Annotated in this window: 13 protein-coding genes; 7 read left to right on the forward strand and 6 right to left on the reverse strand. The window is 42.8% G+C overall.

Features of this window, described 5'->3' with window-relative positions:
• Positions 1-122: 122 nt before the first annotated feature.
• Complete coding sequence (locus AB4238_RS18840) at positions 123-755, forward strand: peroxiredoxin-like family protein (protein ID WP_372034822.1); 633 nt, start codon at positions 123-125, stop codon at positions 753-755.
• A gap of 94 nt (positions 756-849) precedes the next feature.
• On the forward strand, positions 850-1,494 hold the full coding sequence (locus AB4238_RS18845) for a DUF2913 family protein (protein WP_372034823.1): 645 nt from the start codon (positions 850-852) through the stop codon (positions 1,492-1,494).
• A gap of 430 nt (positions 1,495-1,924) precedes the next feature.
• Here the strand turns inward: AB4238_RS18845 and AB4238_RS18850 are convergent, their stop codons facing one another.
• The 3 genes from AB4238_RS18850 to AB4238_RS18860 form a co-directional block, all read right to left on the reverse strand.
• Entirely contained in the window at positions 1,925-3,703 is a 1,779-nt protein-coding gene (locus AB4238_RS18850) for a flotillin family protein (RefSeq protein WP_372034824.1), read from the reverse strand.
• A 52-nt stretch (positions 3,704-3,755) separates the two neighbouring features.
• Entirely contained in the window at positions 3,756-4,379 is a 624-nt protein-coding gene (locus AB4238_RS18855) for an OB-fold-containig protein (protein WP_372034825.1), read from the reverse strand.
• Positions 4,380-4,531: 152 nt separating this feature from the next.
• Positions 4,532-5,080 (reverse strand): DsrE family protein, encoded by a 549-nt coding sequence (locus AB4238_RS18860; RefSeq protein WP_372034826.1) that lies wholly within the window; start codon positions 5,078-5,080, stop codon positions 4,532-4,534.
• Positions 5,081-5,195: 115 nt separating this feature from the next.
• On the opposite strand from AB4238_RS18860, the gene AB4238_RS18865 reads away from it, so the two are divergent.
• Genes AB4238_RS18865 through AB4238_RS18880 form a run of 4 tightly spaced genes read left to right on the forward strand, consistent with a single transcriptional unit; the run spans position 5,196 to position 8,051 of the window.
• Positions 5,196-6,683 (forward strand): carboxypeptidase M32, encoded by a 1,488-nt coding sequence (locus tag AB4238_RS18865; RefSeq protein WP_372034827.1) that lies wholly within the window; start codon positions 5,196-5,198, stop codon positions 6,681-6,683.
• 18 nt (positions 6,684-6,701) lie between these two features.
• Entirely contained in the window at positions 6,702-7,181 is a 480-nt protein-coding gene (locus AB4238_RS18870) for a GNAT family N-acetyltransferase (RefSeq protein WP_372034828.1), read from the forward strand.
• 45 nt (positions 7,182-7,226) lie between these two features.
• A complete protein-coding gene (locus tag AB4238_RS18875; RefSeq protein WP_020914207.1) occupies positions 7,227-7,481 on the forward strand; it encodes a DUF2960 domain-containing protein in 255 nt (84 codons plus the stop codon).
• Positions 7,482-7,541: 60 nt separating this feature from the next.
• A complete protein-coding gene (locus AB4238_RS18880; protein ID WP_372034833.1) occupies positions 7,542-8,051 on the forward strand; it encodes an RDD family protein in 510 nt (169 codons plus the stop codon).
• A gap of 144 nt (positions 8,052-8,195) precedes the next feature.
• Here the strand turns inward: AB4238_RS18880 and lptG are convergent, their stop codons facing one another.
• Positions 8,196-9,254 carry an LPS export ABC transporter permease LptG gene (gene lptG, locus AB4238_RS18885; RefSeq protein ID WP_372034829.1) on the reverse strand — a complete coding sequence of 353 codons (1,059 nt, stop codon included), beginning with the start codon at positions 9,252-9,254 and terminating at the stop codon, positions 8,196-8,198.
• Positions 9,251-10,366, reverse strand: coding sequence for an LPS export ABC transporter permease LptF (gene lptF, locus AB4238_RS18890; protein ID WP_372034830.1), 1,116 nt, complete (start codon positions 10,364-10,366; stop codon positions 9,251-9,253). The genes lptG and lptF overlap by 4 nt, the downstream gene beginning before the upstream one ends.
• 223 nt (positions 10,367-10,589) lie before the next feature.
• Between lptF and pepA the strand changes: the two genes are divergently transcribed.
• The gene (gene pepA, locus AB4238_RS18895; RefSeq protein ID WP_372034831.1) at positions 10,590-12,098 is read left to right on the forward strand and encodes a leucyl aminopeptidase; all 1,509 of its coding nucleotides are present in this window, start codon (positions 10,590-10,592) and stop codon (positions 12,096-12,098) included.
• 301 nt (positions 12,099-12,399) lie between these two features.
• Here the strand turns inward: pepA and AB4238_RS18900 are convergent, their stop codons facing one another.
• Complete coding sequence (locus tag AB4238_RS18900; RefSeq protein ID WP_372034832.1) at positions 12,400-14,370, reverse strand: NACHT domain-containing NTPase; 1,971 nt, start codon at positions 14,368-14,370, stop codon at positions 12,400-12,402.
• Between the last annotated feature and the right edge of the window lie 386 nt (positions 14,371-14,756).

The following is a 14,756-nucleotide window of genomic DNA, read 5'->3' on the forward strand; positions in this document are numbered from 1 at the left end:
AACTGCGGCAAAAACAACCATGAAAGATCAACAGCCCCTAGCAACAGACATTGAAAGTTAAATTACATTTCACAGGTCTATTATTAGGCGAATAACTTCCTCTACATTTAAAGGCCAAAATAATGTTAAAAAAGACCTTAGTTGCACTGACGATACTACTGTTTAGCTTGCCTGTTTTTGCTAAACCTATCGCACTCGATGAATTGAATGTGATGCCGTTAATGAACGGACAAACCATTCCCTCTGCTTCACTAAAAGATCTCAATGGCAACAGTGTTGATATCGCCAAACTCACTGCTGGCAAACCAAGCATCATCTTTTTCTATCGTGGTGGCTGGTGCCCATTTTGCAACTCTCAAATGGGTCAATTGCAAGCAATTGAGCCACAACTACTCGAGATGGGTTTTCAGCTAATAGGTATCTCTCCGGATACGCCTGAAAAATTAAAAGCATCGATGACCAAGCAAGACCTCAGTTACACCTTGTTATCCGATGCCAACTTAGACACCAGTAAAGCCTTTGGCCTAGCCTACTTCACCAGCGCCAAGACCACTTCCCGTTACACCAGCAAGATGAAGCTTGAAAATAAACTTTGGCAAACACCATCTGGCGAGCAGCGCTTAGTATTACCCGTACCAGCGGTTTATATCAGTGATGCTAGCGGCCTAGTGCATTTCCAATATGTGAATCCAAACTTTAGAGTGCGCCCAGCACCGGAGCTAATTACTACCGCAGCAAAACTGGCACTCAAATAATCTCTTGCGGCTGCGCTTCAACGTAGCTGTTAAAGACGGGATTAGCTATAATCTCTCCGCCGTACCCTCACTTACTTTCCACGGCGGAGATCTCATGTCCGATACCAGTTATAACCAAGCCCTTTTAGAATTTGCTAACGCAGGTCTTGCTGCACTTTCCGATTATGCAGCAAAAAGCAGCAGTGCTAAAACCCCCGCCGCTGAGAGTCATTTTTTATGTAGCTGGATGGTAACCGCCCTTAAAGAACGTCGCTTTTCTAAATTGATAGCCGATGATCTTACCTTTTGGATAAGACAGGCTCGTAGCATGGGCGCTGCAGCAGAACTTAAACTTTTACTACAAAAGATTAGCCAGCAGTACAGCTACATTGCCGGTAAACAGCAAGGACTAGCCGCATCTTTAAAAGCGATGTTAACTGAACTTGAAGCAGACGATTGGCTTATCATTACCGATCAAGAAGTGACTAAAAAGCTAAAGCTCGCTAGCGATGGTCACTCGAGTTTGATCATACCAGAAGATCAATTTCAGCAACGCATTGATGGCAATGAACTGTTAAAACCCATCACACTTTATGTCCGTGCGCCTGAGCCAGCTTTTTCCGCTGTGGCTTATAAGCATGATCTACTGCTTAGCGCCGGTAACAAAAAAGCCTCACTGATTAAACACCATAAGGCTTATCAAATCTGGCCTAAAAATTTGCAACCAGCACTGGCCCTGTTACAGCCATTAGTGGATTAGTCTAACGCTATTAGAATGTTACTCTAACATTGGCGCTACAAGTAGTCGTTCCAGCATCACATGCTTTGTAAGTGTATGTACCACCACCTTTAGTGCTAATAGTATCGGTATAGGTGGTATTACTTGCTGATGAACCAACAAGGTTGCCATCACGATAAACATCTACTGTACTGCCTGCTGCGCTACTAAAGCTAACTTATAATTATTTTTTTAGAATATCTTACTAGCACTAAAGTATTAGCGAGTAATTAGCCGTTAGATGCGCTTTTAGAATTGCTGCTGAGGCTGGATATGACTCTGGTAATGTAAGATAAAAATCGACTTTATCAGCCAAGTTTTAAAGCTGGTTACCCCCTGTATTACAAAATGCTCATTTGCTTTAGACACAAAAAAGCGCCCCGAAAGGCGCTCTTGTTAAATGGTAGAGAATTTAGTTAAGATCCGCTGCTGTGGTTTGCTTGTGACTGTGACCATCGAGTGTATCGAGCTCAACCTTAGGAATATTAAGCGCTTGCTCGGTGAGGGTATTATTACCTTTTAGCAACTCACTCAAATTGCCAGTTTTAGCATCAACGAGTCCAAGCTCTTGCAGCATAGCATCAACCACAGGGCCGTTAGCACGATAATTTAATGCGGCGGTAGTGACTTGCTCTGCAATGCCCCCCTGTTGGCCTGCCGTTTCTGCTGCACCAGTACCATTGCTGTTACCAGCGCCGTAACCTTGCAGGATCTTAATGCCTTCAATGCTTTCCAGTGGCTTAACTGACTCTTTGATAATTTCAGGCAATGAGGCCAAAATAGCCAGTGAGCGTTGCAGGGCAATCTGCTCATCGCTCAATACGTTTTCAGCTTCATGCAGTGCTTGCTTACCAGCCGCATCAACCGCATAGACTTTTTCATCCGCTTCAGCGCTTAACTTTTTCGCATCTGCAGCTGCTTTCGCTTCAATTAAAATCGCACTCGATCTATCTTCAGCTGCACGTTTTTCAGCTTCAGCTTCAACGGTGACCCCTACCGCCTCACGCTCCGCTTCTTTACGCGCATCAATCACTTCAATCTCTTTACGACGGTTAGCTTCAGCCACTTGACGAGTGGTGATAACCGCTTCTTCTTTCTCTACCTTGAGTTTTTCAGCATCTGCGGCTTGTGCGCGTGCAGCAGACTCCTCTTCTGATTTCGCGGCAACGGCAATCTGTTTGTCTTGCTCAGCCACTTCGATATCGCGTTGCTGCTGAATGCGTGATTGCTCAATCGCTTTACGCTTTTCAATTTCACGGGTTTCAATATCTTTGGTTTTCTCAATCTCAGCAGTCTCAACAGCACGCTCTTTAGCAATTTCAGCCTCACGTTCTTCGCGCGTTTTTTGCTCTTGTTGCTTTAAGATCTCCGCTTTTTGTTCAGCACGTTTAAACTCTAGCGCTTGTTGTTGCACTAGCCGTGCTTCCTCTTCCGTCTTTTCAATTTCAAGCGACTGTTTTTCAGCTTCAAGATTACGCTGCTCTATTTTAATTCGGTTTTCCTGCTCGATATCATTGGTCTCTTTACGCTTCTCTTCAATAATCTTAGCTAAGCGCGCGCGACCTTCAGCATCAAAGGCGTTGTTCTCATTGAAAAATTGCAAGTCAGTTTGATCGAAGCCTGTTAACGATACCGATTCAAGCTCAAGACCATTCTTCTCAAGATCATTAGCGACATTATTTTGCACTCGCTGTACAAAGTCAGCACGCTGTTCATGCATTTCGGTCATATTCATCTCTGCAGCTACGGCTCGCAGCACATCGACAAACTTACTCTCCATCAGCTTTTTCAGCTCTTCAACTCGGGTTGTTCTGGTGCCAAGAGTTTGCGCCGCCATCGAGATCCCCTCTACATTGGGGGCAACTCGCAGATAGAAATCCGCTTTAACATCGACTCGCATACGGTCTTTGGTAATCAAGGCATCTTTTTGTGTTTTTTCCACTTCAATACGTAATGTATTCATATTGACCACAGTGGTTTCATGCAGAACGGGCAGAACGATCGCACCGCCATCTTTAATAATCTTTTCTCCGCCAAAGCCTGTTCTAACAAACGCCATCTCTTTTGTGGCACGGCAATATAATTTGGCAAAAATCATCCCAATTACCAACATACCGACAAAAACTGAGCCTGCGATTATTAACGCAAAGCTACCACCAAATCCTGCAGCTATATCTTGTACTGGTTCCATCTATAATGTTCCTTCATTATTTAGGTTAAATTTATATCAAACATATGGATATTCATGATTCAAGTTTTGCCGCGCTCCAAACACGGCCTCTTCTTTTAAGCAGCACCACTTGCGTCCCGGTTAAAAACTCAACTCCATCTTCCTCGGGCTCCACTAATACATAATGCTTTTGCAAATAGTCGTCTTTAACTAATGCTTCGCTAGGATTTCCTAAAACGGCTTTACCTATAGTTAAGGTACCAACACACCCATTAAGGTCTTCAACCGAAACTGCTGATGATTCATTTTTGGGTAAGATATTGGCAAGTTTTCCACCAAGAAAATGACAACTGACGGCCATAAGCATAAGTGAAATAGGCAAAGAAACAGATTGGGCAGATAGACTTTCAAACCAACTTAAAGAGACAAAGTTAACCGATAAACCTGCAATGGCGAAGCTCACGAGTGCCAGTACAAACCAAATCAGTAGCGGGAGACGATTAATGCATAACCAGCCAGCAAGCCCCGTGACTCCACCGACATCATTGCCTGCATCATTAGGCGCCCAATCATCGAGTAGCCCTAAAAAGCTAGCACCAATGACAAGAGATAAGCTTTCAACAATTCCGAGTATACCAACAATACATAAGGAGATGGCATAGGGTAAGTTTTCTTGGCTTAATAGAAATGAAACCATTAAATCCTCCATGAACACAATTTATCCGCATGATCCTATGCGGCGCAAAGCTTCGATGCCTTGCAATGTGGCTAACTGCATAATTTAAAATAATTTATGCAGTATTCAGCATACCAAACTTTGCCCTGTAGCCAAACTAAAAAATCCACAGCTTAAAAAGGATTCAAGCTGTAACCCTCTTTTGCTGCTATGGCGTGAGCTGTCATCGCCGATAATGCCATATCGACCCTAGGTAACAACTGCGGCAGTGATACATCATAATAAGCGGCACTTTGACCACATAAATTAAATTTAACACCAATTTTGCTCAGTTGGTCTATCAACTCTGCGTTGGCGTTAGGTTTACCTTGAATTGATTGATAGAATTTTTCCAGGGTAAAGTCTTTGACTGCACTACCGTGAACCACCATCATCAAGTCGATATCATCGAGTGCAACACCATTGCTGACATGCATATTGATAAAGCGCGCTAACGTATCCAAACTACGGTTTACTTTGCCTGGTTCCGCAGCTTTGCTCATATCAAACACCACTTTGAACTTCATATTTTTGGGAATAGTTACACTAGTCTCCACCTCAGCTATTTTGCCATATTGCGGCAATACCACTCCCGGTTTAAATGCTTCACTCCCCGCCATCAAGTTAAAACTACATAGCAGCAAGCTTGCCGCAATAAAACCCAGTCCCTGAGCTTTGCTCATTATTATCTCCTTTTTGCTTACTACAAATGCAATATAAATAATCGATTTAGTAGCGCTTATTTGCCGTTGAACTTCATGCTAGCATAGCGAGATTATTCATCTTTAGCTGACCTTTATGAACCAGTCTACTAACAAAAACTATCAATTGCTTTGCAGCCACTTTCAAAGCATTAGCCATTTTGAACATTTGAGCGCACTCGGTGATTGGGATCAAGCAGCGATGATGCCTATTGGTGGCGGCGAAGCGAGAGGCGCAGCAATGGCTGAACTTGCCAAGCATATTCATTCATTGAAAACCGCGCCTATGCTAGAGCAAACGATTGCCGATGCAGAGTTAGAAACATTAGATCCGCAGCAGCAGGCAAACCTTCGAGAGATCCGCTATCAGTACCAGCAAGCGAATATTGTTCCGGGGAGCCTTGTTGAAGCCAAAACCAAAGCCGCCTATAAGTGCGAGCAAGCTTGGCGCGAGCAACGTAACCAAAACGACTGGCAAGGATTTAAACCTAACCTTGAGCAAGTACTTGCGCTTGCAAAGGAAGAGGCACTGATTCGTACAGAAGCGCTTAATGTCTCCCCTTATGATGCACTGCTGGATAAGTTTGAACCCGGAATGACATCAACAAGGCTGGAGCAGATATTTGGTGGCTTAAAAAGCTGGTTGCCGCAATTAATTGAACAAGTTCAAGATAAACAGCAGCACCAAGCTCGTTTTAGCATTCCTCACACCAATAGTGAGGCACAAGCGCTATTAAGTCGTGATGTGATGGAGCTTTTACAGTTTGACTTTAACCACGGTAGGCTCGATACCAGCAGCCACCCATTTTGTGGCGGCGTTGCCAGTGATGTTCGCCTAACCACTCGTTATGATGAAGCTGACTTTACCAGCGGCTTGATGGGCGTTGTACATGAAACTGGTCATGCAAAATATGAGCAAGGCTTACCACTTAAATGGCGCGGGCAGCCCGCTGGCGTTGCGCGTTCAATGGCAATCCATGAGAGCCAAAGCCTGTTTTGCGAAATGCAGCTTGGACGCGGCAGTGCATTTCTCCAGCACCTGCAACCTATGCTGAAACAACGTTTAGATTGCAACTTAAGCCACCAGCAGTTGCTAAACATCTACTCTAGAGTTACACCCGGTCATATCAGAGTCGATGCAGATGAAGTCACCTACCCTTGCCATATTTTACTGCGCTTTGAAGCTGAAAAAGCAATAGTTAGCAATCAACTCGCAATTGCCGACCTACCTGACTTTTGGTCCGCCCAGATGCAATCGCTTTTAGGGATTAACACCGATGGAGACTACAAGAATGGCTGCATGCAGGATATTCACTGGGCCGTTGGTGAGATGGGATATTTCCCAAGCTACACCTTAGGTGCCATGTATGCCGCTCAATTCAGAGTCGCGATGGAACAGCAGCTAGGCTCTATGGAATCATTGGTTACTAATGGTAAGTTGCCTGCTGTGATGGGCTGGCTTGAACAAAATATCTGGTCGAAAGGCAGTTTATTGACCACCGATGAACTGGTAAAACAAGCCACTGGTGAAACGCTTAATCCAGAACATTTCAAGCAGCATTTACTGCAGCGATACTCCGCTTAAAACAAGTAGGATGAACAGATGAAACTACGCAGCATTGAAGCAAGTGACTGGCCAAGTATTCTTGAGATCCAGCTAGAGTGCTATCCACAGATCGAACCCGAATCATTAGCAGTATTACAGAGTAAATGGTTAGCATCGCCGCAAAGCTGCTTTAGCCTCGAACTAAACCAACAAGTTGTAGGCTATTGCTTGGCTCATCCGTGGATAATCAATAATCCGCCCACCTTAGAGCAAGAGTTAGGCAGCATCACTGCAAGCGATACCCTGTACCTGCACGACATTGCGCTGTCAGCTAAAGCTCAAGGCAAAGGCGCAGGTCGATTGATCCTCGATCGCTTAAAACTGTTTGCAGTGCAAGACAAATACAGCAGCATTAGCTTAGTTGCAGTGCAAGGTGCGGATCGCTACTGGCAACAACAAGGCTTCTGCGAGCGTAAGATCGAGAAAGATCTCAGCGGCTATCCAGCCGATGCCTGTTATATGGTTTATACCTTATAGCCGAGATTTGCTATCATATGCGCAATTTCAAAAGAGAAGACTAACATGGCCGTAAGAATCACCTATAAGTTCAAAGGCAAAGCCAAAGAGATTAACTTTGCCTACGACAAATTCCATGACATCTATGAAGCCGTTGCGGCTGAAGAAGGCGTTGATTTAACTCGCTACCATATGATGGAACAGCAAGTAGAGATGACATCTAAGGGTTCATCGGCGGTAAGAGATTTTCGTAATAAAGAGTTTGCTAGATTTGGTTTTAGCGATATTTATTACATTAAAGATGATCCTAAGGCGCGTTAACCCGTTAACAACACTGACTCGCAACCAACCAATTGAGTGATATTAATGACAGCAAACTCTATGCCCAACAGCGATCATGCTAACTTTCCACGCGCTGGTTTTTTCAAACGCTGCGGCGCAATTATTTACGACTTGCTACTCGCTGTCGCGGTTTACATGATCGCCGGCGCTATCGGTTTTGGCCTATTTACCGCACTGGTCTCTGGCGGGCTAGTCGACATAACAGGTTATGAGCATATATCCGATGCGCTAAATGCCGAGCCGTTATATAAAGGGATCTATCAATTCTGGATAGCCTTGTGTGTAGGTTTGTTCTATATCAGCTTTTGGAGCTACGGTGGCCAAACTTTAGGGATGCGCGCTTGGAGACTTAAGATCCAGCACCCGAATGGTCAGAATCTAAGTATGATCACCGCTGCGGCGAGACTTATCTGGTCGTTACTCGGCATTGGTAATTTGTGGATATTGATTAACGGTGACAAGCTTGCACTGCAAGATATGATGACCCGCTCTGAAATGGTGGTACTGTCTAAAGAAGCTAATCAGATGCGTAACTGGCGAGGCGTTTAATCGCTTAATATGCGATTAGCGTTAGGCGTTAGGCGTTAGGCGTTAGGCGTTAGGCGTTAGGCGTTAGGCAGAAAAGAAAAAGCCAATAAACTTGCTCGCAAGTATATTGGCTTTTTTGTTGCCTACCTTCTAAGGATTAGGCCTTTATTTACGGATATAGTACAGCGCGCCAGCGCTAAATATGACAGCTGGCATTCCGGCGCTAATAAACGCTGGTAGGCCATAAACGATACTTAATGGACCAAATACTTCACTGCAAATATAGAAACTAAAACCAGCCACGACCCCTAGCAGCACTCGCGCGCCCATGGTCACCGTTCTTAACGGACCAAATACAAAAGATAGCGCCACTAACATCATCACCGCGATAGTGACAGGCTGCATTAACTTGCGCCACAATGCTAACTCATAGCGAGCAGAAGCTTGATTGTTGTTTTGTAGATAGTCCAAATAATCCAACAGCCCTTCAATAGATAACGACTCAGGTTTAACCGATACCACACTTAATTTCTCGGGCGTCAACGACGATATCCATTTGTCTTCATCGAGGTTGGTCAACACCACTTGTTCGCTCTTTAATGAGGTTCTTCTAACGTCATAGAGTTGCCAAAATTTGCCCATATATTTAGCGGTTTCGGCATGGACAGTACTGGTAAGGTTAGTAGTATCGCTAAATTCGTACAAAGTGATATCGCGTAAATTATTGCTATCGACAATACCGCCAATATTAACAAACAGATCGCCATCTTTTGCCCAAACTCCACGGCTAGATTCAATCAAGCTACCGCCAGAGATCTGCGTTCGCTGGATCTCTTTCGCACGTACCTCGGCAACAGGCGCAACATACTCCGACAGTAACATCACCAAAATCATCAAAGGTATCGCAGTTTTCATTGCCGACAGTGCAATTTGCAAGCGTGATAAACCGGATGACTGCATCACCACCAATTCAGAATTTGATGCCAACATTCCCATGCCGGTAAGTGCGCCAAGCAGTACTGCCATAGGAAAAAACATTTCGATATCACGGGGGATCAAGAACAGTACATAGATCCCAGCATCCATCATGCTATAGGTGCCTCGTCCTACCAGCCTTAACTGATCAACCCACTTAATAATGCCCGATAAACCAGTCAAAATAAGCAGTGATAAAGAGGAGCTGCTGATAAGAACCTTAGCAATATAGAGGTCTAAAATTCTCATGCGCGAGCCGCCTTTTTACGCTTAAACACGCCTGAAAGTTTCGCCCCTGCTGGCCGCTCTTTACCGAGTAAGAGCAGGCCTATTAACAGGGCGGAGGCATGGATCCACCACATTCCGAGGAATTCAGGAATAACACCGTCTTCTAACGATTTACGTCCCGCGACCATCAACCCGAAGTAGCCCAAATAAAGCAAAATAGCAGGGAACATCTTAGCGAACTTTCCTTGGCGGTTATTCACTCGCGCCATAGGCACTGCAATCAAAGTCATTAAAGGAATCGCTAACGGTATTGCAAGGCGCCAATGAAACTCAGCAGTCGCTTCTGGCGTATCAATATCCATCAATTGGTCAATAGGCAGTGCCGAAAGCTTACGCCTGCGCTCTCCCGCCTCTTGCTCTTTAATCTCCATCTGATAGCCACCAAACTCGACTACCTGATAATCAATACGTTTTGGACTTCCCTGATATTGCACCCCATCTTCAAGCTGCAACCTTTGCCCGCCTGTAGCATCTTCAACCACCTTGCCAGACCGCGCGACCACAACATTAGCTAAGCCTGTTTCGTCTTCAGGATCGGGAAGCTGGGCAACGAATACTTTATCAAGTTTATTATCTCGGCCAATGCGTTCGACAAATAACACTGCGCGGCCATTAGGGCTGGTTTGAAAGCGCCCTTGGGTTAATGCGGCAATCCCCGCCTCAGATTGGGCATGTTCTAACACCTGATTTTGCCGCTCTTCTGCCCAAGGGGTAACATAAATAGACAAAAAGCCTGTAAACACCATGTTGACCACAGCAAGCAGCAAAGTGACTCGGGTGATATACCATTCACTAATGCCCACACCATGCAAAATAACCATCTCATTTTCTGAGTACATGCGGCCATGAGCCAGTAAAATACCTAAAAATAGGCTGAGTGGCAGTACTAAAACAACTAGAAACGGCATATTGAGCCCTAGCAATGTCATCACTAGGGAAGCGGGAAACTCACCATCAGAGGCGTCTGCAAGCACACGCACGAAATGTTGGCTAATAAAAATAGCTAACAGCACCAAAAGTACTGCAATTTGGGCCTTTAAAACTTCTCGAATCAAGTATCTAAATACAATCACAGGTAGGATCCTGTCTCTAAACTTTGAATTATGCTGGTATCAATACAACTTTCATGTAAACTGTCTACTTTTAGTAGTTTTGTAACCAACAATTGCATAACATGGCCAGGGAAAACACCTGAAAAATCTATTTTAGGGTGCGCCATATTCAGGCCCTTTTTGGGCACAAGCAGACATTATCTAATAAATAATAAAATTTGTCTTTAAGAATCTAGGAGAGCTCATGGAGTTTAGCGTAAAGAGCGGCAGCCCAGAGAAGCAACGCTCAGCTTGTATCGTCGTAGGTGTATACGAGCCAAGACGCTTGTCCGGTATCGCCGAACAGTTAGATAAGATCAGTGATGGTTACATTAGTAACCTACTTCGTCGTGGCGATTTGGAAGGTAAGCCAGGACAGATGTTATTACTGCATCATGTACCTAACGTATTAAGCGAACGTGTACTTTTGGTTGGCTGTGGTAAAGAGCGTGAACTTGATGAACGCCAATACAAGCAAATTATCACTAAGACCATTAATACCCTAAACGAAACAGGTTCAATGGAAGCTGTTTGTTTTCTTACCGAATTACACGTGAAAGGTCGCGATACATACTGGAAAGTACGTGAAGCGGTCGAAAGTACACAGAACAGCTTATACAGTTTTGATGCACTTAAGACACGTAAAGGTGAGACTCGTCGTCCACTGCGTAAGTTGGTGTTTAACGTACCTACTCGCCGTGAGCTAACGGTTGGCGAACGTGCGATAGAGCATGGCATGGCTGTATCAGCCGGTATGCACCTTTGTCGCGACGTGGCAAACATGCCGCCAAACATCTGTAACCCCGCTTACCTTGCATCACAAGCTCGTCAAATCGCCGAAAATACTGAGAACCTCACAGTAACAACGGTTGGTGAAGAGCAGATGGAAAAACTAGGAATGAATTCATACCTAGCAGTAGGCCGTGGTAGTGATAACGAATCAGTTATGACTATCATGGAATACAAGGGTGCTGTCGATAATACTCAGAAGCCAATTGTACTTGTCGGTAAAGGGTTAACCTTCGATTCAGGTGGTATTTCACTTAAACCAGGCGAAGGCATGGATGAGATGAAATACGACATGGGCGGCGCAGCAGGTGTTATCGGTGCGATGAAAGCATTGTGTGACATGCAGCTACCCATCAACGTCATCGGCGTACTTGCCGGCTGTGAAAACATGCCATCGAGTAATGCATATCGTCCAGGCGACATCTTAACCACTATGTCAGGTCAAACGGTTGAAGTGTTAAACACTGATGCTGAAGGCCGTTTGGTTTTATGTGATGTGTTGACCTATGTTGAGCGCTTTGACCCAGAATTAGTGGTTGATACCGCAACCTTAACCGGCGCATGTGTTATTGCACTGGGTAAGCACGCATCAGGTCTGTTCTCTGGTCATAACCCGCTTGCACATGAGCTACTTAATGCTGGTGAGCAAAGTGGTGACCGCGCATGGCGCATGCCATTATGGGATGAGTACCAAGAGCACTTAGAGAGCCCATTTGCTGATATGACCAACTTAGGTGGACGTCCAGCAGGTTCTATTACTGCTGCTTGTTTCCTATCTCGTTTTGCTAAGAAGTATAACTGGGCACATATTGATGTGGCTGGTACAGCTTGGAACAGCGGTGCCAATAAAGGTTCTACAGGTCGCCCTGTACCATTATTGACTCAGTTCTTAATCAACCGCGCAGGCGTTGATCAAGGCGAGTAATTTGCTTTAGCGAAAGCGACTTGTCTAGCATCGCTAGACAAAATAAAAGCCAGTTGTTAATTCAACTGGCTTTTTTAATGTTTTGTGTTTTTGGTCATGAGAAGTGAAACACGTTTTTGGACAAAAGTGAGTTAGAGCTGCAACTCTCGGATTGATGAATTTCATTATGGAAAGTATGGCAAACGGATATACGGTAACGCCTTGCTAAGCGGGCTAAAATAGTGGGTTATAATGTGAAGCGAAGCGAAACGTAACCCACTGTTTTAGTTCGGTTTAAGTGCCTTGTTATGATTTATTGGACTTAACAATCCATTGAACCAAGTAATTGGTCTATCCCATTACTTGAATCTGTAGCAATGTGTAATAACTCTTCTCTTACTTCTTTGATTTTCAAGGCATGCTTCCCAAAGCTCGATAACAATTCATTTATTAGTTGAAAATATTTTGAGTTATTTATTTTGATGCTAGGATCATCTGAAACTAAGTACAGGTTATTCTGCTTTAACGCGGATCTAGACAACTTAACCGAAAAGTCAGATTTATTACTGTAACTTGTAAATAATGCAGGAGCCTTATGAGCCAGTATATCAAGTATCTTTTTCTCTCTACCTTCTATCATGATACCGTGCAGACAAAGATTATTTTTATCTAACGGCATTATGAATTGCAAAACTTTACCTGAGGATAGCCCACAATTACTTTTGACCAGTTTTACATCAGGGGTTTTATCACTCCAAAAACCTTCATCATCAAAGTCAATAATATCGGATGATATTAATTTAAAACCAAGATTTCTAGAAAAAGACAAACCAATTCTTATATCTACTGAATTAGGTGAGATTCTTTTATTTGTTATATTGTTATATGTTGATTCATAATGTGTAACATATGAATTTAAAACTTCCTTCACTACAGAAGCGCGCAGTGAACTAAAGTCAATATCAGCACACAGCTCAAAAATATTAGCGTAAGTAGACCATTCGGCAGATCCATATAAATGAAGTAGAAGAGTTTGTTGCTTTTCTTTTGTATCATTACAAATGAACATAGAAGCAAAATATTCCATTAACGATTTATGTGACCAACGCATATTACTACCTTCCTTTAAAAATAATGGAACGGTCGTAGTTAAGTCCTTAACGAAGTTTACCGAACTTGTGTTTATGCCATTTGTAGATCGAATAATATCAGCAAGTATTATTTCTAACTCATCCTTTTGAAATTCAATTTTACCTCCATTTTTTAAACACCAAAAACCGAGTCTTCGAAGTATTGCATGAAACTCTGACGAGTCTAACTTTGAGTGCTTGGGTCTAACGAACCCTATCTCCTTGCTTAAATCATGTGAGTCAAATAAAGCCTCATAAACTTGGGAGTAAAAAAGGTGCTTTTTTTGAGGTATAGCTGTTTTATACCGATATGAGCAATATAATAATGACACATATAGAGGAGTAGATAAAAACTCTTTAAGACCGCGATCAGCACTACGACGAATACCATTTATCAGTTTTTTAGCAACACTACCGTCAGGGTCATACTTTGAAATAAGGCTGAAAGCTTCCTGATCTTTTAGTGGAACGATTGAATAACGAACAAAGTCATAAAACTCAGATAAGTACGACTCTTGTCTAGATGTGATTAAAATCTTAGGAGTCTCAAGTAAGTCAATAAACAGCCTAATTTCTTTGATTACATCTTTTTTGTCTTTAGCTGACACCTCATCTAAGCCGTCAAAAATATATACCAATGGTAACTTTTTTAATAATTTTTCAGGAGAGTTTGCTTTTACTCCAAATTTTGAAGCTATTTGCTCAGCGATAGGTTTATTTTCTAATTGGCGGAGTTCTACGTATACAGGAATGTAATTATTTTCACGCACTATATTAAGGTATATTTTCTTTGAAAGAGTAGACTTCCCCATGCCTGCGGTGTCGTTTATTAATACTTTATTGTTAGTTTCAAATACATTAGCATTATCATCAATTAGTATTTCGGTAGAATTACTTTCATCACAGAGTGTTAGTGGTAAATAAAGCTCCTCCAAATTCTTGGGCGCATTTGGAAAGGCAATTGTGTTCATTGTCGAACATTGCCCAGTTAAGCTAGAAATATATTTCACTGATTCTTTTTCAAAAGTATTTATATCAGACTTATTTTTAAAGTATTGATCGACCTTACCGCTTAAAATAGGCTTAATTTTTGAATTAAAAATCTTCTTCGCAAATGGAGTCGCTAGCTTTACGGCACTGCCTAATGTAATTGTTTCTAACATGTTACCTCTACTCTAAATATTGTGATTAAATAACATAGATTTCTAAAAATAAAACAATAAATACTACATTACAGTGAAAAATCATAACAGTATATTAGGCTGAATTCCGAATAAGAACGGTCTTAATAAGAACAGGTCGCCAGTACTTTAATCACTCAAGACTAACAGTAAACCAGTGTATCAACAATGAGTTAGAACATAAAAAGAACTGATTACCAGTTTCTCCGCCTGAGTGAAACAAAGAACTGTCATCATTGCATAAAGTGCAATGTTCACGCAGGTCTTATATCTTGTGTCCCGCATTAGCCTTATATAAGGCTGAAGCTTTAATTGCGCTACTAACAACTTCTACCAGTGAAAATTACTGATTACTAGCCAGCCATTGA

Origin of the sequence: Shewanella sp. 10N.286.45.A1, assembly GCF_041470405.1 — a bacterium.
Taxonomy (GTDB): domain Bacteria; phylum Pseudomonadota; class Gammaproteobacteria; order Enterobacterales; family Shewanellaceae; genus Shewanella.